The sequence below is a fragment of the Halomonas sp. A020 genome, assembly GCF_027943625.1.
Classification (GTDB): domain Bacteria; phylum Pseudomonadota; class Gammaproteobacteria; order Pseudomonadales; family Halomonadaceae; genus Vreelandella; species Vreelandella piezotolerans.
Window position 1 is genome coordinate 2,042,469 of the sequence record NZ_AP022850.1, and the last position, 20,233, is coordinate 2,062,701.

General features: G+C 59.4%; 13 protein-coding genes. 11 read left to right on the plus strand and 2 right to left on the minus strand.

All coding sequences use genetic code 11. The annotated features are described in order from the left end of the window. Window positions 1–32: 32 nt before the first annotated feature. The 8 genes from pilQ to eno all read left to right on the plus strand — a co-directional run bounded on the left by pilQ (window position 33) and on the right by eno (window position 14,264). Window positions 33–2,096 (plus strand): type IV pilus secretin family protein, encoded by a 2,064-nt coding sequence (gene pilQ / locus FRH_RS09490; RefSeq protein WP_219862944.1) that lies wholly within the window; start codon window positions 33–35, stop codon window positions 2,094–2,096. Next, window positions 2,096–2,662: a shikimate kinase AroK gene (aroK, locus tag FRH_RS09495; protein WP_139525129.1), complete on the plus strand. Its 567-nt coding sequence runs from the start codon at window positions 2,096–2,098 to the stop codon at window positions 2,660–2,662. Before pilQ ends, aroK begins: the two co-directional genes overlap by 1 nt. Beyond that, window positions 2,659–3,762, plus strand: coding sequence for a 3-dehydroquinate synthase (aroB, locus tag FRH_RS09500; RefSeq protein ID WP_219862946.1), 1,104 nt, complete (start codon window positions 2,659–2,661; stop codon window positions 3,760–3,762). The genes aroK and aroB overlap by 4 nt, the downstream gene beginning before the upstream one ends. A 455-nt stretch (window positions 3,763–4,217) precedes the next feature. Next, window positions 4,218–8,660 (plus strand): glutamate synthase large subunit, encoded by a 4,443-nt coding sequence (gltB, locus tag FRH_RS09505; RefSeq protein WP_139525131.1) that lies wholly within the window; start codon window positions 4,218–4,220, stop codon window positions 8,658–8,660. 32 nt (window positions 8,661–8,692) lie between these two features. Then, window positions 8,693–10,111, plus strand: coding sequence for an FAD-dependent oxidoreductase (locus tag FRH_RS09510; protein WP_139525132.1), 1,419 nt, complete (start codon window positions 8,693–8,695; stop codon window positions 10,109–10,111). Between the two features lie 265 nt (window positions 10,112–10,376). Continuing rightward, window positions 10,377–12,032: a CTP synthase gene (locus tag FRH_RS09515; RefSeq protein ID WP_139525133.1), complete on the plus strand. Its 1,656-nt coding sequence runs from the start codon at window positions 10,377–10,379 to the stop codon at window positions 12,030–12,032. A 10-nt stretch (window positions 12,033–12,042) separates the two neighbouring features. Then, window positions 12,043–12,906: a 3-deoxy-8-phosphooctulonate synthase gene (gene kdsA / locus FRH_RS09520; RefSeq protein ID WP_139525134.1), complete on the plus strand. Its 864-nt coding sequence runs from the start codon at window positions 12,043–12,045 to the stop codon at window positions 12,904–12,906. Window positions 12,907–12,974: 68 nt separating this feature from the next. Continuing rightward, window positions 12,975–14,264, plus strand: coding sequence for a phosphopyruvate hydratase (eno, locus tag FRH_RS09525; protein WP_139525135.1), 1,290 nt, complete (start codon window positions 12,975–12,977; stop codon window positions 14,262–14,264). A 498-nt stretch (window positions 14,265–14,762) separates the two neighbouring features. Here the strand turns inward: eno and fdxA are convergent, their stop codons facing one another. Both fdxA and mutS read right to left on the minus strand, forming a co-directional pair. Next, entirely contained in the window at window positions 14,763–15,086 is a 324-nt protein-coding gene (gene fdxA, locus FRH_RS09530; protein ID WP_139525136.1) for a ferredoxin FdxA, read from the minus strand. A 182-nt stretch (window positions 15,087–15,268) separates the two neighbouring features. Next, window positions 15,269–17,836 carry a DNA mismatch repair protein MutS gene (gene mutS / locus FRH_RS09535; protein WP_139525137.1) on the minus strand — a complete coding sequence of 856 codons (2,568 nt, stop codon included), beginning with the start codon at window positions 17,834–17,836 and terminating at the stop codon, window positions 15,269–15,271. A gap of 121 nt (window positions 17,837–17,957) precedes the next feature. On the opposite strand from mutS, the gene FRH_RS09540 reads away from it, so the two are divergent. The 3 genes from FRH_RS09540 to FRH_RS09550 all read left to right on the plus strand — a co-directional run bounded on the left by FRH_RS09540 (window position 17,958) and on the right by FRH_RS09550 (window position 20,133). Continuing rightward, window positions 17,958–18,482 carry a CinA family protein gene (locus FRH_RS09540; protein WP_139525138.1) on the plus strand — a complete coding sequence of 175 codons (525 nt, stop codon included), beginning with the start codon at window positions 17,958–17,960 and terminating at the stop codon, window positions 18,480–18,482. Between the two features lie 89 nt (window positions 18,483–18,571). Continuing rightward, a complete protein-coding gene (gene recA, locus FRH_RS09545) occupies window positions 18,572–19,633 on the plus strand; it encodes a recombinase RecA (protein WP_139525139.1) in 1,062 nt (353 codons plus the stop codon). Between the two features lie 38 nt (window positions 19,634–19,671). After that, window positions 19,672–20,133, plus strand: a complete 462-nt coding sequence (locus tag FRH_RS09550; protein WP_139525140.1) for a regulatory protein RecX — start codon at window positions 19,672–19,674, stop codon at window positions 20,131–20,133. Window positions 20,134–20,233: the final 100 nt, after the last annotated feature.

Consider the following 20,233-nt stretch of genomic DNA (forward strand, 5'->3'; position numbering starts at 1 on the left):
ACACTACATTGACTCGTTACCGGATGATATCTATGGCCGTCACGCTTCGTCGAATTACGCTATCACTGTTAGCTCTGTTGCCGACTTTTGCCTTTGGGTCTGTGCTAACCGACTTGGACGTGCGCCAAACCGACAGCGGTGAGGTCGAGCTGCTCTTGCAATTCAGCGGCGGTGTGGCCGAACTGCGTGGCTATCGGTTGGACGCGCCGCCCCGCTTAGCGCTGGACCTGGCCGATACCCAAAGTGGCTTGCCCCAGCGGCGGATCAACGTCGATCGCGCAGGCGTCGAGAAGATTACTGCATTGGAAGGAAATGGCCGAACGCGTCTGGTGGTCGACCTACGCCAACCGCTCGAGTACACCTCCCGCGTGGAAGCCGATCAGCTACGAATTACCTTGAAGAGTGCTGGGGACGTCCCAACGTCCGAGCGCGTGGCCTTGAGCAGCGCAGCGCCGCCATCGGTCGATAGTGGCTTGGAAACGTCTGAAGGCCCACGCGTCACCAATATCGATTTTCGCCGAGGGGAGGATGGAGCAGGCCGTTTGCTGGTCACCTTCGACCGGGAAGGTGTGGTGACGCAGGTGCGCGAAGGCAGTGGCGGCGTGGTCATGGCTGAACTCCGCGATGTGGACATTCCCGATGCGCTCAACCAAATCTACGACGTAACCGACTTTGCCACGCCGATTACCCGTATTACGCCCCGTTCCGGGCAGCGCGATACACTGCTGGAGCTGCAAACCAACGGCCCCTACGCCATGGTCTCATCGCAAAGCGGACGCACGCTCACCGTCGAAGTGCAGCCGGTGAGCCAGGCCAGCCAGCAAGAGCGTGAGCGTCAGGGCGAGAGTTTTACCGGTGATCGCTTGAGCCTCAATTTCCAAGATATCGAAGTGCGCGCAGTGCTGGCCACGCTGGCCGAATTTACCGGCTTGAACTTGGTGGCGAGCGACAGTGTGACGGGGCGTGTGACACTCAATCTCAACGACGTGCCCTGGGACCAAGCCCTGGCGCTGATTTTGCAAAGCCAGGGGCTCTCAAGCCGTGAGCAGGGGAACGTGATCGTCGTGGCACCTGCGGGTGAGTTGGCAGACATCGAACGCCAGGAGATCGAAGCGCGCAACCAGCAGCAAACGCTGGCACCGCTGGTGACCGAGTTCATCGAGGTGAAATACGCCCGTGCCGAGGACCTGGCACAGCTGCTGCGCGGAGCAGAAGGTTTCGGTCTGCTGACCGAGCGTGGTCGGGTGAGCGTCGATCAGCGTACCAACACGCTACTGATTCAGGATACCGCTGCTCAGGTACGCGACATCTTGCGGACTCTCGACCGTCTCGATGTGGCGGTGCGACAGGTGCAAATCGAAGCACGTATCGTCATTGCTCGGGATACCGCCTCTCGCGAGCTGGGCGTGAACTGGGGCGTTTCCAGCACTCGCGGTTTTTTAGAAAACGATGACGGCACTTTCTCACGCCGGGATATCAACCCCAACGGTATCAATCGTGCCCAGGGGGGATTGGCGGTGGATTTGGGGTCCACGGCAGCAGCCAACACCGGCTTCAGCTTTGGCTATTTGTCGGGGGATATTCTGCTCGACCTGGAACTGCGTGCGCTCGAGAGTGAAGGGAAGAGTCAGACGATCTCACAGCCTCGCGTGATCACGGCCAATCAGCGCACGGCCACCATTCGCCAGGGCGAAGAGCGAGCATTTCAGAGTGTCGATGCGCAGGGTAACCCAGACACCGAATTTAAAGAGGCAGAGCTATCGCTGGAGGTAACGCCGCAAATCACCCCAGACAATCGCATCATCATGGATCTGGTGATCAAGAACGATAGCTTTCGAGAGAGTGAGTTTGGCGGCGAGCCGCCCATCGATACCAACCAAATCGAAACCCAAGTGCTGGTGGATAATGGTCAGACGGTGGTATTGGGCGGTATTTTGACCACGGAGCAGCTCAGCCAGATGGCGAAAACGCCGCTATTAGGCGACCTGCCCGTGCTGGGTCGACTCTTTCGCTATACCGAAGAGAGCAATGAAAAGGTAGAGTTACTGGTCTTTATTACTCCACGACTACTTGACGATGGTTTGGCGGTTCGCTGATGCAGGATTTACCCAATCTTTTTTTAATAGGCCCCATGGGGGCTGGCAAGAGCACGATAGGTCGCCTGTTGGCAGGGGAGCTATCGCGCCCATTTTACGATAGCGACCACGCCATACAGGATCGTTGTGGTGCCGATATTCCCTGGATCTTTGACGTCGAGGGCGAGCCAGGTTTTCGTCAGCGTGAAATTCAGATGATCGACGAGCTTACCCAGCTAGCGGAGGTGGTCGTTGCCACCGGTGGTGGCGCGGTACTGCGAGAAGAGAACCGTCGGGTGCTCCGCGAGCGTGGCACCGTCATCTACCTGATGACCACCGTCGAACAGCAGCTGAAGCGCACCGCGAAAGACCGCAATCGTCCACTGTTGCAGTGCGCGAACCGCGAGCAGGTGCTCAACGACATGTTCGCCGCCCGCGATCCGCTTTATCGTGCGACCTCTGACATTACCGTGCGGACGGACCGCCGCAGCCCGCGTGCGGTGGTCAATGAGATATTGCGCCGCGTACACCGCCTGATCGATCCGTTGGACGCTGTCAGCGCCCCACAGAAGAAGGTTTCTCCATGACCGAATACGCCCCCCAACGCACGCTCACCGTCGATCTGGGCGAGCGTAGTTACCCCATCCATATTGGCGTAGGGCTGCTGCAACGCGCAGACAGCTTCGTGCCTTATCTGGCGGGCAGCCAAGTGATGATCGTCACCAACGAGACGGTGGCCCGGCACTATTTGCAGACGCTGCAGGCGTCGCTGCCCGAGTGGCTCGACGTGCGTACCGTGGTGCTACCGGATGGGGAGCAGTACAAAACCATCGAACAAGTGGGGCGCATTTGGGATGCGCTGCTCGAGGCAGGCTTCAATCGCCGCTGTACCCTGATTGCCTTGGGAGGTGGTGTGATTGGCGACATGGTGGGGTACGCGGCCGCGTCCTATCAGCGCGGCGTGGCGTTCATTCAAGTGCCCACCACACTACTTTCTCAGGTGGACTCCTCGGTAGGCGGTAAAACCGGGGTCAACCATCCGCTGGGCAAGAACATGATTGGCGCATTCTGGCAGCCCAGAGCCGTGGTAGTGGATATCGCCACGCTGACCTCGCTGCCTGCGCGGGAGCTCTCTGCAGGGCTGGCGGAGGTGGTGAAGTACGGCTTCATTCGCGATGCCGCCTTCCTTGCTTGGCTGGAACAGAACATGGCGGCGCTGCGCCGCGTCGAACCCGAGGTGGTGGCAGATGCAATTGCCAAAAGCTGCCAGATCAAAGCCGATATCGTAGCGGAAGACGAAACCGAGCAGGGCGTACGTGCGCTGTTGAACCTAGGACACACCTTTGGCCATGCCATCGAGGCGCATCAAGGTTACGGCAACTGGCTGCACGGCGAAGCCGTAGGGGCCGGCATGGCGATGGCCGCCACGCTCTCCCACCAGTTGGGGTGGATCAGCGCTGATGCCTTAGAGCGCACGAAAGCGGTGATCGAAAGCGCGGGCCTTCCGCTTGTTGCGCCAATGGGCATGTCGTCGGATGACTTCTTGACACGAATGCGGCTGGATAAAAAGAACGTGGACGCGCGTCTGCGTCTGGTGCTACTGAACGACTTGGGCGATGCCTGCGTTAGCGATGCCACGCCTATCGAGACGCTGAGACAGCTACTTGATGGTTATCCGCGCGGCTAGGGGAATCAATCGTAAGCGCACCCGCTCAAAACCCGCCTCGAAACAGGCGGGTTTTGTTTGCCTAGAAAGCGCCGAAATGGCTGCTGACTAGTGATATCCGTATGCCTTATGCGCTATCGGCATGGGGTTTTTGGTTAAAATTAGACTAAAGTCTAGTGTTCTATATTGGTCGTTAAAATACCGTTTCTTTAGCCTGCAAGCCGTTGAAGTATAACTGTTTTTTTATTGAACGGTAGTGCAACTACGGGATTTGGCGAGGGTTTTTGACGATTGGCGAGTGTCGAGCGATTGCGCTACGCGGTGGCAAATCGCTATGCTGAGCGACCATTTTCTTGCAGCAGCGAATGCGGAAAACACCCTATTTTGGGCGGGTAACAAGAGCCATAAAAAAAGAAAAACCCGTAATAATACCATAAAAACGCTGCTTACAAAATACGCTGACTAGAGGCACGCCCATGAATAGAGGTCTTCACCAGCCAGGCGAGTTTCGCGATAACTGCGGCTTTGGCCTTATTGCCCACATGGAAGGGCAGGCCAGCCACGACTTGCTGAAAACGGCTATTGAATCACTGACTTGCATGACCCACCGTGGCGGTATCGCGGCAGATGGTAAAACTGGCGACGGTTGCGGCCTGCTGCTGAAGATGCCCGCACAGTTCATGCGTGCTGCTGCTAAAGAGTCGCTCGATGTAGAGCTGGGCGAGCGCTTCGCGGTGGGGTCGGTGTTTTTACCCAACGACGATGCGCGTGCCGCCAAAGCTAAAGAGACGCTGGTGGCTGAGTTAAGCGCACGCGGTTTGGACGTGCTGGGCTGGCGCGTAGTGCCCACGGACTCGAGTGTCTGTGGCCCCATGGCGCTGGACTGCCTGCCGCGTATCGAGCAGCTGTTCGTTGCCCCCGGCAGCAGCGACAATTTCGATGTCGATCTTTTCATGGGTCGCCGCTACGCCGAGCAGGCGCTGCGCAGCGACGAAGACTTTTACGTGGCGTCGCTCTCCACCGAAGTGGTCTCCTATAAAGGCCTGGTCATGCCGGAAGATCTGCCGGCCTTCTATAAAGACCTGAACGACCCACGCCTGGAAACCGCCATCTGCGTCTTCCACCAGCGCTTTTCGACCAACACCGCACCGCGCTGGCCGTTGGCACAGCCGTTCCGCCTGCTGGCGCACAACGGCGAGATCAACACCATCGAAGCCAACCGCGGCTGGGCGAACTCGCGTAAGGCAAACTTCGTCAACGAGCGTCTGCCGGATATCGCTAAACTAGACGAAATCGTCAACACCACCGGCTCCGACTCCTCCAGTATGGATAACATGCTGGAAGTGCTGCTGACCGGCGGTATGGAGCTACACCGCGCCGTGCGCATGATGGTGCCGCCCGCCTGGCAAAACGTCGAGACCATGGACGCCGAGCTACGCGCGTTCTACGAGTACAACTCCATGCACATGGAGCCGTGGGACGGCCCTGCAGGCGTGGTCATGACCGACGGTCGCCAAGCGGTCTGTATGCTGGACCGTAACGGCCTGCGCCCCGCGCGCTGGGTGATTACCAAGAACGGCTACATCACCTTGGCCTCCGAAATCGGCACCTACGGCTACAAGCCGGAAGACGTGGTGGCAAAAGGCCGCGTCGGCCCCGGCCAGATGCTGGCCGTCGATACCCAAACGGGCGAAGTGCTGCACACTCAGGACATCGATGATCGCCTGAAGTCCGCATACCCCTACAAGCGCTGGCTGAAACAGGAAGCGAACTACCTGGAGTCGGCGCTGACCGAACTGGCGCGCTTCCAAACGATGGACACGGATGCGCTGAACGTGCAGCAGAAGATGTTCCAGGTAACGTTCGAAGAGCGCGACCAGGTACTGCGCCCGCTAGCGGAGAGCGGCCAGGAGGCGGTGGGCTCCATGGGCGACGATACGCCGATGGCGGTACTGTCGAGCCGCCCGCGCCTGCTCACCGACTACTTCCGGCAGAAGTTTGCCCAGGTCACCAACCCGCCGATCGACCCGCTGCGCGAAGCGATCGTGATGTCGTTGGAAACCTGCTGTGGCGCGGAGCTGAACGTCTTCAAGGCCACACCGGAACACGCCCATCGCTTGATTTTGACCACGCCGGTGCTCTCGCCGCGTAAATTCACCGCCCTGGTGAGCCAGGACGATCCGGCCTTTGCTAGCCATATGCTGCCGCTCGGGTACGATCCAGAGCAGACCAGCCTGCAGCAGGCGATTACCGCGCTGTGCCAAGAAGCCGAAGCGCAGGTAAAAGCGGGTAAAGTGATTCTGGTGCTGAGCGATGCGGAGCTGCCCAAAGGCCAGCTGCCCATTCAGGCAGCGCTGGCCGTGGGTGCGGTGCATTCCCACCTGGGCCGCCTGGCGCTACGCCCCAATGCCAACATCGTGGTCGAGACTGGCTATGCCCGCGATGCGCACCAGATGGCGGTGCTGTTCGGGGTGGGCGCGACAGCGGTCTACCCATGGCTGGCGTATCAGGTCATGGCGGATATGCACCGCACCGGGGAGCTGACTGGCAACCCGGCAGACGCCCGCGAGAATTACCGTAAAGGCCTGCAGAAGGGGCTCTTCAAGATCCTTTCGAAGATGGGCATTTCGACGCTGGCCTCCTATCGTGGCTCCATGCTGTTCGAGGCCGTCGGTCTGTCGAACGAGGTCATGGAGACCTGCTTCGTGGGCATGGCGTCGCGTATTCAAGGCACCGGCTTCGCCGAGCTCCAGCTTCAGCAAGAGCTACTAGCCAAAGAGGCGTGGATTCCCCGCAAAGGTATCTCCCAAGGCGGTATGCTCAAATACGTGCACGGCCATGAGTATCACGCCTACAACCCGGATGTGGTGAAGTCGCTACAAGCCGCCGTGCAAGAGGGCAGCTACACCAAGTGGAAGAAATTTGCGCAACTCGTGAATGAACGTCCCGTGGCCACCATTCGTGACCTGCTGACGCTCAAGCCTTCTGAGTCGCCCGTGCCGCTGGAAGAGGTCGAGCCCATCGAAGCGCTGATTCCGCGTTTCGATAGTGCCGGTATGTCGCTGGGCGCACTGTCGCCCGAAGCGCACGAAGCGCTGGCACAGGCCATGAACGAGGCGGGCGGTCGCTCCAACTCCGGTGAAGGTGGCGAAGACCCGGCCCGTTACGGCACCATTCGCAGCTCGAAGATCAAACAGATCGCCTCAGGTCGTTTCGGTGTTACGCCAGCTTACCTGGTCAATGCCGACGTGCTGCAGATCAAGGTGGCTCAGGGCGCGAAGCCCGGTGAAGGCGGCCAGCTGCCGGGCGGCAAGGTCAATCAGCTGATTGCCCGCTTGCGCTACTCGGTGCCCGGCGTCACGTTGATTTCGCCGCCGCCACACCACGATATTTACTCCATCGAAGACTTGGCGCAGCTGATCTTTGACCTCAAGCAGGTCAACCCAGACGCGCAGGTCTCGGTGAAACTCGTCTCCGAGCCAGGGATCGGCACCATTGCCACCGGCGTCGCCAAAGCCTATGCGGACTTGATCACCGTGTCTGGCTACGACGGCGGCACCGCGGCTAGCCCGCTCACCTCTATCAAGCACGCCGGTTCTCCTTGGGAGCTGGGCCTGCCGGAGGTACATCAGGCGCTTCGCATCAACGGCCTGCGGGACAAAATCCGCCTACAAACCGATGGTGGCCTGAAAACCGGTCTTGACGTCGTCAAAGCGGCGATTCTGGGGGCCGAGAGCTTCGGTTTTGGTACCGCGCCGATGGTGGCGCTGGGCTGTAAATACCTGCGTATTTGCCACCTGAACAATTGTGCCACCGGTGTAGCGACCCAGGACGACTTCCTGCGCGGCGAGCACTTCCGCGGCACCGTGGATATGGTGAAGAACTACTTCCGCTTTATTGCCGAAGAAGTACGCGAGCTGATGGCCATGCTGGGCGTTCGCAAGCTCACCGACCTGATTGGCCGCACGGACCTGCTGGAAGTGTTGGAGGGCAACACGGCATCACAGCGCAAGCTGGATTTAATGCCGCTGTTGGCGAACGACTTCGTGCCTGCGGATGCGCCTCAGTTCTGTGAAGTGAGCCGCAACGTGCCCCACGACCCGGGTGCCAAGAACCAGGAAGTGCTGGCGGCGCTGAAAGAAGCCATCGAGTCTCAGTCAGGTGGCACCTTCGACTTCACTATCACCAACTGCGACCGCAGCGTCGGGGCGCTCACCTCCGGTGCCATTGCCAAGCGTTACGGTGAAGAGGGGCTCGAAGCCGCACCGGTGACGGCGCGCTTTATCGGTGTGGCGGGCCAAAGCTTCGGCGTGTGGAACGCCCGTGGTCTGAACCTCTTCCTGGAAGGTGATGCCAACGACTACGTCGGTAAAGGCATGAACGGCGGCAGCATCGTCATCGTGCCGCCCAAGGTCAGCCAGTTCGAGAGCCACAAAACGGCCATCATCGGCAACACCTGCCTCTATGGGGCTACGGGTGGCACGCTGTTTGCCGCCGGTACCGCTGGCGAGCGCTTTGCGGTACGTAACTCCGGCGCCACGGCCGTGATCGAAGGCGCGGGTGACCACTGCTGTGAGTACATGACCGGTGGTTTGGTCTGCGTGCTGGGTGAAACCGGCGTTAACTTTGGGGCGGGCATGACCGGTGGCTTTGCCTACGTGCTCGATGAAGACCGGACCTTCGTGGACAAGTACAACCACGAGCTGGTCGAAATTCACCGGGTCAACACCGAAGCGATGGAAGCCTACCGTCGCCACCTGCGGGAAATGATCGAGGCCTACGTGGCCGCGACGGGTTCCGCACGCGGTGCGGCGATTCTGGAAGACTTTAGCGACTACGCGCGCCACTTCTGGCTAGTGAAGCCAAAAGCGGCCAGTCTGGGTAGTCTGCTGGATCAGTCTCGGCGTCAGCCGCAATAACCGTCAGCGCCTACGCTTCGAGGAGAGAGATCATGGCCAACCGTTTGAATAACGATTTTCAGTTTGTCGACGTGGGTCGTAAAGACCCACAGAAAAAACCGGCGCACACCCGGGCCAAAGAGTTCGCAGAAATTTACGAGCCGTTCAAGCCCACCGATGCGGCGAGCCAAGCGCACCGCTGCTTGCACTGCGGCAACCCTTACTGCGAGTGGAAGTGCCCGGTACACAACTACATTCCCAACTGGCTGCAGCTGGTGGTGGAAGGCAACATCATCGAGGCTGCCGAGCTATCCCACAAAACCAACTCGCTGCCGGAAGTGTGTGGCCGCGTGTGCCCCCAGGATCGTCTGTGCGAGGGTGATTGCACCTTGAATGACGGCTTTGGTGCGGTGACGATTGGTTCGGTGGAGAAGTACATCACCGATACCGCCTTTGCCATGGGCTGGCGCCCGGATATGTCCAAGGTGGTGTGGACCGATAAGAAAGTCGCGATTGTCGGTGCAGGCCCTGCGGGCTTGGGCTGTGCCGACATTCTGGCGCGCAACGGCGTCAAGCCGGTGGTGTTCGATAAGTACCCCGAAATTGGCGGTCTGCTGACCTTCGGTATTCCTGAGTTCAAGCTGGAAAAGAACGTCATGGAGCGCCGCCGCGCGGTCTTCGAGGAGATGGGCGTCGAGTTCCGTCTGAATACCGAAATCGGCACCGATGTCGAGTTCGAGACGCTGCTGCAGGAGTACGATGCGGTGTTCCTGGGCATGGGGACGTACAAATACATGCAGGGTGGCTTCCCCGGTGAAGACCTGCCCGGCGTCTATAAGGCGTTGGACTTTCTGATTGCCAACGTCAACCGCCGCTTGGGTTTCGAGAAGGACCCGAACGACTTCATCTCGATGGAAGGCAAGCGCGTGGTGGTGCTGGGCGGTGGTGATACTGCGATGGACTGTAACCGCACCTCGATTCGTCAGCGTGCTGCCAGCGTGACCTGTGCCTATCGCCGCGATGAAGAGAACATGCCGGGTTCGCGCCGCGAAGTGGCCAACGCGCGGGAAGAGGGCGTCGAGTTTCTGTTCAACCGCCAGCCGGTCGCGGTAGTTGGTGAAGATAAGGTCGAAGGCGTGAAGGTGGTTCGTACGCGCCTGGGCGAGCCGGACGAAAACGGCCGTCGCCGCCCGGAAGTCGTGCCGGGATCTGAAGAGATCATTGCCGCTGACGCCGTGGTGGTCGCCTTTGGTTTCCAGGCAAGCCCGGCGCCGTGGTTCGAAAGTGCCAAGATCGACGTCAACGATTGGGACCTGGTCAAAGCGCCCGAGCACGGCCAGTACGCCTTCCAAACCAGCAACGAAAAAATCTTTGCCGGTGGCGACATGGTGCGCGGCTCCGATCTCGTGGTCACCGCTATTTATGAAGGGCGTCAGGCGGCTGAGGGCATCCTGGATTACCTAGGGGTTTGATTTTTTTCGCGGGGTTCTCCAGCCCCGCGACATTACCCGCCTCAGGCCAACGCGAGGGCGCTGTTAACCCATCCTGGGGCGCTATTTTCGCCATCCATGGCGAAATACCTTCGCGTTGGCCTGATCCCGGCGTCGTCAGTTCTCATCCTTCATTAGGTGGCCTCGGCAGTTCAAATTGAGCCTTAAGGCGTACTCTGCTATTCTGTCGTCCCATCCTGGTGTGGCTTTCTGTTACGCCTTTTGATCACGTTTCGACAGGTTTTCCATGACACGATATATCTTCGTGACCGGCGGCGTTGTGTCCTCTCTTGGCAAGGGCATCGCGTCTGCCTCGCTGGCGGCGATTCTAGAGGCCCGCGGCCTTAAGGTCACCATGCTCAAGCTCGACCCGTACATCAACGTGGACCCGGGCACCATGAGTCCTTTCCAGCACGGCGAGGTATTCGTCACCGAGGATGGCGCCGAGACGGACTTGGACTTAGGTCACTACGAACGCTTCATTCGTACCAAAATGACCCAGGGCAACAACTTCACTACGGGCCGTGTGTACGAACACGTGCTGCGCAAAGAGCGCCGTGGCGATTATCTGGGCGGCACCGTGCAGGTCATTCCGCACATCACTGATGAAATCAAGCAGCGCGTCTACGCCGGTGGCGAAGGCTTCGACGTGGCGCTGGTGGAGATCGGCGGTACGGTCGGCGATATCGAGTCACTGCCCTTCCTGGAGTCCATTCGTCAGATTCGCAGCGAGCTTGGCGCCAGCCGCGCCATTTACATGCACCTGACTCTGGTGCCGTACATCAAGACCGCTGGCGAAACCAAGACCAAGCCGACACAGCACAGCGTCAAAGAGTTGCGCTCCATCGGTATCCAACCAGACATTCTGATTTGCCGTAGCGAAGTCGAGCTCGAAGAGAGCGAGCGCCGCAAGATTGCGCTGTTCACCAATGTGGAAGAGCGTGCAGTAGTGCCGCTGCAAGACGCCGACACTATCTACCGCATTCCGCTGATGCTCCACGAGCACGGTCTAGACGATATCGTCTGTGACAAGCTGCGCCTGGAAGCGGCACCTGCGGACCTGTCGGAGTGGGTCAAGGTACTCGATGCCAAGCTCAACCCGCTGAAGTCCGTCAGCATCGCCATGGTCGGCAAGTACATGGAGCTGCTGGATGCCTACAAGTCGCTGAATGAAGCGCTGATCCACGCGGGTATTCAGGGTCGAATCAAGGTCAACGTCGACTATATCGACTCCGAAGACATCGAGCGTCACGGCACCGAGCGCCTGGCAGGCAAAGACGCCATTCTAGTGCCCGGTGGTTTTGGCGAGCGCGGTGTGGAAGGCAAGATTCTGACCGCTCAGTTCGCTCGCGAAAACAACATCCCTTACCTGGGTATTTGTTTGGGTATGCAGGTAGCGGTGATCGAGTTCGCGCGTAACGTAGCTGGTTGGAAAGACGCCAACTCCACCGAGTTTACCCACGACACCAAGCACCCCGTCGTGGGCTTGATCACTGAGTGGATCAACGCCGAAGGCAAGATCGAGCTCCGCGATGCGGCCTCGGATCTTGGCGGCACCATGCGCTTGGGTGGCCAGGTTTGCCATTTGAAGTCAGGCAGCAAAGCCCGCGAAGCCTATGGGGCTGACGAGATCGTCGAGCGTCATCGTCACCGCTTCGAGGTCAATAACCAGTTCATCGATGAGCTGGAAACGGCAGGCCTGGTGATTTCCGGCAAGAGCGTCGATCAGTCTCTGGTGGAGATGGTCGAGCTGGCCGATCACCCCTGGTACGTGGCGTGTCAGTTCCATCCAGAGTTCACGTCCACCCCGCGTGATGGTCACCCGCTCTTCTCGGGCTTCGTCAATGCCGCGTTAGAGCACAAAACGGCACGGACCCGTGCCCACGCCGCACCTCAGGAATAAAGGGGGAAGCATGTCTTCTCAGTCTCCATTCCCAGAGCATCACATCCACGTTGCCGGCTTAACCGCCGGCAATTCTTTGCCACTCATGCTGCTGGGCGGTATGAACGTACTGGAGTCGGCGGAGCTGGCCGATGAAGTCGCACAGGCTTATGTGAATGTGACGCAAAAGCTGGGCATGCCGTATGTGTTCAAGGCCAGTTTTGATAAAGCGAACCGCAGTTCGATCCACTCCTACCGCGGGCCTGGGCTGGAAAAAGGCCTGCAAATCCTGGCCGATATCAAGGCCCGCCATGACGTGCCCATCATCACCGACGTGCACGAGCCGTGGCAGGCAGCGCCTGCGGCGGAAGTCGCCGACATCATCCAACTGCCGGCCTTTTTGGCGCGCCAAACCGATCTCGTCGTAGCAATGGCGAAAACCGGTGCGGCGATCAACATCAAAAAGCCGCAGTTTCTGGCCCCGCACGAAATGCGCCATATCCTCACCAAGTTTCAGGAAGCGGGCAACGACCGCCTGATGCTATGTGAACGCGGCACCAGTTTTGGCTACAACAACCTCGTCGTGGACATGCTGGGCTTTGGCGACATGAAGCAGACCGGTTACCCGGTGTTCTTCGATGTCACCCATGCTCTGCAGCGTCCGGGTGGCCGGGCGGACAGCGCCGATGGCCGCCGTGCCCAGGTTGCCGAGCTTGCTCGCGCGGGTGTGGCAGTGGGCTTGGCCGGGCTGTTTTTGGAAGCTCATCCAGACCCCGATAACGCCAAGTGCGATGGCCCCTGCGCACTGCCACTGGACCAGCTCGAGCCGTTTCTGACCCAACTGTCACAGCTGGACGCACTGGTCAAAGGCTTCGACCCCTTGACCATCCGTTAATCGCGGCGGATATCCGTGGTATACATTGGACCTCTCATCGATTAGACCGACAACCAAAGGACACTGTCATGACCAAAATTGTTGAAATCAGTGCGCTGGAAGTGCTCGATTCGCGCGGTAACCCGACCGTTCAAGCCACCGTACGTTTGGAAAGCGGTGCCGTCGGCGTTGCCTGTGCCCCCAGCGGTGCCTCCACGGGCTCCCGCGAAGCACTCGAACTGCGTGATGGCGACAAGGCGCGCTACCTCGGTAAAGGCGTTTTAAAAGCCGTCGAGGCCGTGAATGGCAAGATTCGTGATGCGTTGTTGGGCATGGATGCGCGGGACCAGCGCGGTTTGGACAATGCCATGCTGGAGTTGGATGGCACGGATAACAAGGCGACTCTGGGAGCCAATGCGATTCTGGCGGTGTCGCTCGCGGCAGCCAAGGCGGCGGCCAATGCTAAAGGCGTGCCACTGTATGCCCATATCGCCGAGCTTTACGGCCAGCCCGGCCAGTACAGCATGCCGGTCCCGATGATGAACATTCTGAACGGCGGCGAGCACGCGGACAACAACGTGGACATTCAGGAGTTCATGGTGCAGCCGGTTGGCGCTACGAACTTCCGTGAAGGTCTGCGTATGGGCGCAGAGATCTTCCACGCCCTCAAGAAAGTGCTCTCTGCCAAAGGGCTGTCTACCTCGGTGGGTGATGAAGGCGGTTTTGCGCCAAACCTGGCATCCAACGCCGACGCGCTGGCGGTCATCAAGCAAGCCGTTGCCGATGCGGGTTACACGTTGGGGAGCGATGTCACCTTGGCCTTGGACTGTGCTTCCTCCGAATTCTATAAAGACGGCCAGTACGACCTCTCTGGCGAAGGCAAGCGCTACGACGCCGAAGGTTTTGCGGACTACCTGGCGGGCCTGTGTGCCGACTACCCCATCGTGTCTATCGAAGACGGCATGGACGAGTCCGACTGGGCCGGTTGGAAAGCCTTGACCGACAAGCTGGGCGACAAGGTGCAGCTGGTGGGGGACGACCTGTTCGTCACCAATACCAACATCCTCAAGCGTGGCATTGACGAGCAGATCGGTAACTCGATTCTGATCAAGTTCAATCAGATTGGCTCGCTCTCCGAAACTCTCGACGCGATCAAAATGGCCCAAGATGCGGGCTTTACGGCGGTCATCTCCCACCGTAGTGGTGAAACCGAAGACACCACCATTGCCGATCTGGCCGTAGGCACCTGTGCGGGACAAATCAAGACCGGCTCGCTGTGTCGCTCTGACCGTGTCGCGAAGTACAACCGCCTGCTGGTGATCGAAGCCGAGCTGGGTGATGTGAGCTACCCCGGTTTGAAAGCCATCAAAGGCCAATAGGTCAAAAATATAGCGTTCGCGTGTAAGAGATCTCTCAAAAATTTGTAAGAGATCTCTTACAAATGCCGACGACATTCGCTCGGAACCGTGTAGGAAAAAGCGAATTTTTTCACTAATCTTAATTTAAGCCGTTGATATTTAAGATTTTTTTGTCTGAAGGGCGAGCCGGGGAGGCTCGCCCTTTGTATTTTCTGCTGGCTTGTGAAGTTAGCCTGTTCTGCCACAATGCACACAGGACAAGGGGAGGCAAGGATGCTTCAGGCAGGATGCAACGGGATGTAAGTAGGTGCGCCGGGTGACACAGTGATGTGAGCCCTGGCAAGGACGTCACCTAAGGAGGTTGACACAGGGAGTGGTCAGAGGAAGTGCTTGGAGCGGGCGGCCTACGGGCCGCCTTTTTTTGTGCAGGCCATTTACGCAATCATGAATGTCTTCCATCCGACCACAAAAAAACCAGCGTAAACGCTGGTTTTTTTGTGGTGTGCTAACACTCTGCGCTCAACGCTCGAGTTTTTCCAGCTTACCCGTTTTGCCATCCCACTCTTCTGCATCGGGCAGAGGGTCTTTCTTCTCGGCAATATTGGGCCATACTTCGGCCAGCTCCGCGTTGATCTCGATGAAAGGCTCCTGGCCATCGGGCAGCTCATCCTCAGAGAATATCGCCTCAGCAGGACACTCTGGCTCACACAGCGCGCAGTCAATGCACTCGTCTGGGTGAATGACCAGGAAGTTGGGGCCTTCGTAGAAGCAGTCGACCGGGCAAACTTCCACACAGTCGGTGTATTTGCATTGGATGCAGTTCTCGGTAACGACAAACGTCATCTTGCTATCCCTCTTGCGAGACCGAGAAGCCTCCCGGTCGTGGTCAATCGTGAATGGTTATAAATCAGCGATTTTTTATAAGGTAAAAAAGTATGGGCGACATTCTAGTGGTGCCCATACCCGGCGGCAAGCGCTCGCGCTCATCTGTTGATGCGATTACTGCCGCTCATTATATCCATTGTCTATAGCAGCTCTCGCCACTGATACAACAGGGCCAGCGCTTCGCGAGGCGACAAGTCGTCGATATCCGCCTTGCCGAGCGCTTCTACCACCGGGTGCGGGACGCTGGCGAACAGGTCGTTTTGCTGCGGTATCGCAGGGCTCGCTGAGGGCCGCTGCTGCTCGTCGACATCCCGCTGCTCGAGCATCATCAGCTTTTCCCGAGCGCGACGAATCACCGGAGCCGGGACCCCGGCGAGTTGGGCGACCTGTAAGCCATAACTCTGGCTGGCGGGGCCCGCCTCGATACGGTGCATGAACACGATGCCATCGCCGTGTTCCGTTGCCGTCAAATGAATATTGGCGACGCCCTCCGCCTGCTCAGGCAGTGCCGTCATTTCAAAATAGTGCGTGGCAAACAGCGTGAGCGCCCGGGCGTTGGCGAGATGCTCGGCGCTCGCCCAGGCCAAGGAGAGCCCGTCGAAGGTGCTGGTGCCGCGGCCAATCTCATCCATCAGGACTAGGCTGTGCTCGGTGGCATTATGCAGGATATTGGCGGTTTCGGTCATTTCCACCATGAAGGTCGAGCGTCCCCCGGCGAGATCATCCGACGAGCCAATCCGGGTAAAGATGCGATCGACCGGACCGATCTCAGCGGCATCGGCAGGCACGAAGCTGCCGCTATGGGCCAGCAGTGCAATCAGCGCCGTCTGGCGCATGTAAGTCGATTTACCGCCCATATTGGGGCCGGTAATGATCAGCATGTGCTGCTCTGGGGTGAGCAGTACGTCGTTGGGCACGAACGGCTTATCGCTGACCTGCTCTACGACGGGGTGACGGCCCGCCGTAATCGTGATGCCGGTGCTGTCGACCAACTGCGGGCGCACCCAGTTGAGCGCATCGGCGCGCTCGGCGAAGGCGCACAGCACGTCTAACTCTGCGAGCGCTCGGGAAGTGTTTTGTAGCTCGTGCAACTGGGCATTGAGGTCAGCCAGCAGCTGATCGTAAAGCCATTTTTCTCGAGTGAGCGCGCGCGACTTGGCAGAAAGCGCTTTGTCCTCGAACTCCTTGAGTTCTGGAATGATGAAGCGTTCGGCGTTTTTCAGCGTTTGACGACGGATATAGTCGGCGGGCGCCTGCTGTGCCTGGGCGCGGGGCAGCTCGATGAAGTAGCCGTGCACGCGGTTATACCCGACTTTGAGGTTGGCGAGCCCGGTACGCTCACGCTCTCGCAGCTCCAGTTGTACGAGGTAGTCGCCCGCGTTTTCGGCCATGCCTCGGTGCTCGTCCAGCTCGGCATCGAAGCCGTCGGCGATGACGCCGCCATCCCGAATCACCACGGGCGGGTTGTCGACCAGCGCGCGTGCTAGCGTATCGGCCAGCTCGGGGTAGGGGCGAATGTGTGGCTTGAGGCTATCCAGGGCACTGCCGCTGTCGATATCGGCCAGCAGCGCTTCCAGCGTGGGCAGCGTGGCGAGCGCATCTCTCAACCGTGCGAGATCTCGCGGTCGGGCGCTATAAAGAGCGACACGGGCGAGTATGCGTTCCACATCGCCCACATCGATTAATGTTTCCCGCAAGCTCATATAAGCGGCATCGATGGAGAGCAGGGCAACGCCGGCTTGGCGGCCTTCGACGATCTCTCGCTGACGCAACGGGCGATTCAGCCAGCGTTTTAAAAGCCGTGACCCCATGGCGGTCGTGCAGGTGTCGAGCACGCTGGCCAGGGTGTTGTCACTGCTGCCCCCCAGATTGATGTCGATCTCCAGGTTGCGGCGGCTGGCGGCGTCGATCACCACGGCATCATCGCGGTTCTCTACGCTGATGGCCGTCACGTGGGGCAGGCGCGAGCGCTGGGTGTCGCGGGCATAGTCGATCAAGACACCGGCCGCGATCAGCGCCGTGGAGAGGTGCGCGCAGCCAAAGCCACGCAGATCGCTGACCTCGAACTGGTCACACAGGCTGCGGGTGGCGCTCTCCAGATCGAATAGCCACTCCCCCTGTCGGCGTAGGCTGCGCTTTTGCGACCACACATCGGGCAGCGTCAGGCTTTCGGGGACCAACAGCTCTGCCGGAGAGAGCCGGGTCAACTCGGCGAGCATTTCCGCTTCGCTCTCGACTTCCAGCACGTTGAAGCGACCGCTGGAGAGCTCCAGCCACGCCACCCCCCAGCCCGCCTTGCCGGGGGCAACGGCCACTAGAACGTTATCTCGCCGTGCATCGAGCAGGGCTTCGTCGTGCAGCGTGCCGGGTGTCACGATACGCACGACCTGGCGCTCGACGGGCCCTTTGCTGGTGGCCGGGTCGCCGATTTGCTCGCATATTGCGACCGATTCGCCCCCAGCCACCAAGCGCGCCAAATACCCCTCGGCGCTGTGGTAAGGCACTCCCGCCATGGGGATGGGCTTGCCCCCCGATTGGCCGCGTTGCGTCAGCGTAATATCCAGCAGCGCGGCGGCGCGTTTTGCGTCGTCGAAAAATAGTTCGTAAAAATCCCCCATGCGGTAAAACAGCAGTACCTCGGGGTGCTCGCGCTTGATCTTAAGGTATTGCGCCATCATTGGCGTATGGGCGGGGCTGGCCTGTGACATGGGCGTCCTGATTGAGCGTGGCGCAAGCGATTGGCTTGCGGCATGTTCGTTGGGCAATTTCGTTGAGAAAGCTAAACGCAGTATTCTACGCTACCCTAAGGTCCTACATGAAGGAGTCACCATGGCCCCCAGCGTTTCAAGCCTCAAGAACCTCGATCTATCGCTGCTTGCCCAGCGCCTGGGGCGGCAATGTCTTCAACTGGGCATGGAAGTGACCACCGCGGAGTCCTGCACCGGTGGCGGCATCGCCAGCGCCATTACCTCGGTGGCCGGCAGCTCGGCTTATTTTACGGCCGGTTACGTCACCTACTCCAACGCCGCGAAAACGCGCCTGCTAGGCGTCGAGCAAGCGACGCTCGATGCCCACGGCGCGGTCAGCGAGCCGGTGGTGAAGCGCATGGTGGCCGGTGCTTGTCGTGAGAGCGGTGCCGATGTGGCCGTGGCGGTGAGTGGCGTCGCCGGACCCGATGGCGGCAGCGATGACAAGCCGGTCGGCACCGTATGGATCGCTTGGGGCGGTGCCGAACAGCAAGAAGCCGAGTGTTTCCATTTTCCTGGCGACCGCCAAGCGGTGCGTGAGCAGGCGGTGCGCGAAGCACTGGCAGGGCTGGTGGCTCGGTTGAGCGCCCAAGCGCAGAAGAAATAATCGTTAAAGTAGCCGTTGAGGATTTGTTTAGCCGCGAATCTTTGGCATACTACTGGCTAATTATACAGCTTGTTATGAGGAATCTCTGCATGGCTCAGGAAGACAACCGCACCAAAGCGCTCAATGCCGCACTCAGTCAAATTGACCGCCAGTTTGGCAAAGGAACCGTCATGCGCCTCGGCGATGCGCCACGCGTCGTGATGCCGTCTGTCTCCACCGGTTCTCTGGGGCTGGATATTGCGCTGGGAATTGGTGGTTTGCCGTTTGGTCGCGTCGTCGAAATCTTTGGTCCAGAGTCGTCGGGTAAAACGACCCTGACGCTGTCGGTCATCGCCCAGGCGCAAAAGCAGGGCAAAGTGTGTGCTTTCGTGGATGCCGAGCACGCGCTCGACCCTAGCTACGCCGAGAAACTGGGCGTCAACCTGGACGACCTGCTGGTCTCTCAGCCGGACACGGGTGAGCAAGCGCTGGAGATTACCGACATGCTGGTGCGCTCCGGCGGTGTCGATGTGATCATCATCGACTCCGTGGCGGCGCTAACCCCGCGTGCCGAGATCGAAGGCGAAATGGGCGACTCCCACGTCGGTCTGCAGGCGCGTTTGATGTCCCAGGCGCTGCGTAAAATCACCGGTAACATCAAAAACGCCAACTGCTTGGTGGTCTTCATCAATCAGATTCGTATGAAAATCGGCGTGATGTTCGGCAGCCCCGAGACCACGACCGGCGGTAACGCGCTGAAGTTCTACTCCAGCGTTCGCTTGGATATTCGCCGCACCGGTTCGGTGAAGGCGGGAGACGAAGTCACCGGTAACGAAACCCGCGTGAAAGTAGTGAAGAACAAGGTGGCGCCGCCGTTCCGTCAGGCCGAGTTCCAAATCCTGTACGGCAAAGGTATTTACCACGCCGGCGAGGTCATCGATCTTGGCGTGCAGTGCAACTTGGTCGATAAAGCGGGCGCTTGGTATAGCTACAAAGGCAACAAGATCGGTCAAGGCAAAGCCAATGCGGCCCAGTACTTGGAAGAGCATCCCGAGATCATGAACGAGATCGAGACTCAAATCCGTGAACAGCTCCTCGCCAAGGCCGAGCCGAAGAAAGAAGAAGCGCCCGCCGCGGATGTGGCCGCCGATGGCGACGACGATCTGCTCTAAACGGCCATTCCCGTTGGCGTGGAAAAGAGGAGGGTGCCATGTTCCCCTCTAATGCAGATGCCTCGCCACGGGACGTGGCTATTCAACTGCTGGCTCGACGCGAGTACTCGCGCGTCGAGCTGGCGCGTAAACTTCAGCAAAAATCCTTCGACGGCGTTGAAATCGAGGCCTGCCTCGATGCGCTGGCCGAACAGTCGCTTCAATCGGATGCGCGCTTTGCCGAGAGCTTCGTCCGTTCGCGAATTGCCCGTGGGCAGGGCGTGATCCGCATCAAGGGCGAACTTCGTCAGCGAGGTATCGATCAGGAAACGCTGACGGCTGCGCTAGCGGCCGTCGAGGAGCGAGAAGCCGTCGATTGGTTCGAGCTGGCCAAAGAGACCCTAGCAAGACGTTACGACTCCCCCGGCGATACACCCAAAGAGCGCGCCAAGCGCGAACGTTTTCTGGCGACACGTGGCTTTGACTTCGAGCAAATCCGCTACGCGCTTTCCTGCCTATAATACGCCCTTTGGAACCGCTCGTTTTAGGTTCTGCCACTAACTGCGGCTTTAGTCGTTTGACAACTGCGTTATAATGGATCCTTTGCGACCCCAGCGGGTG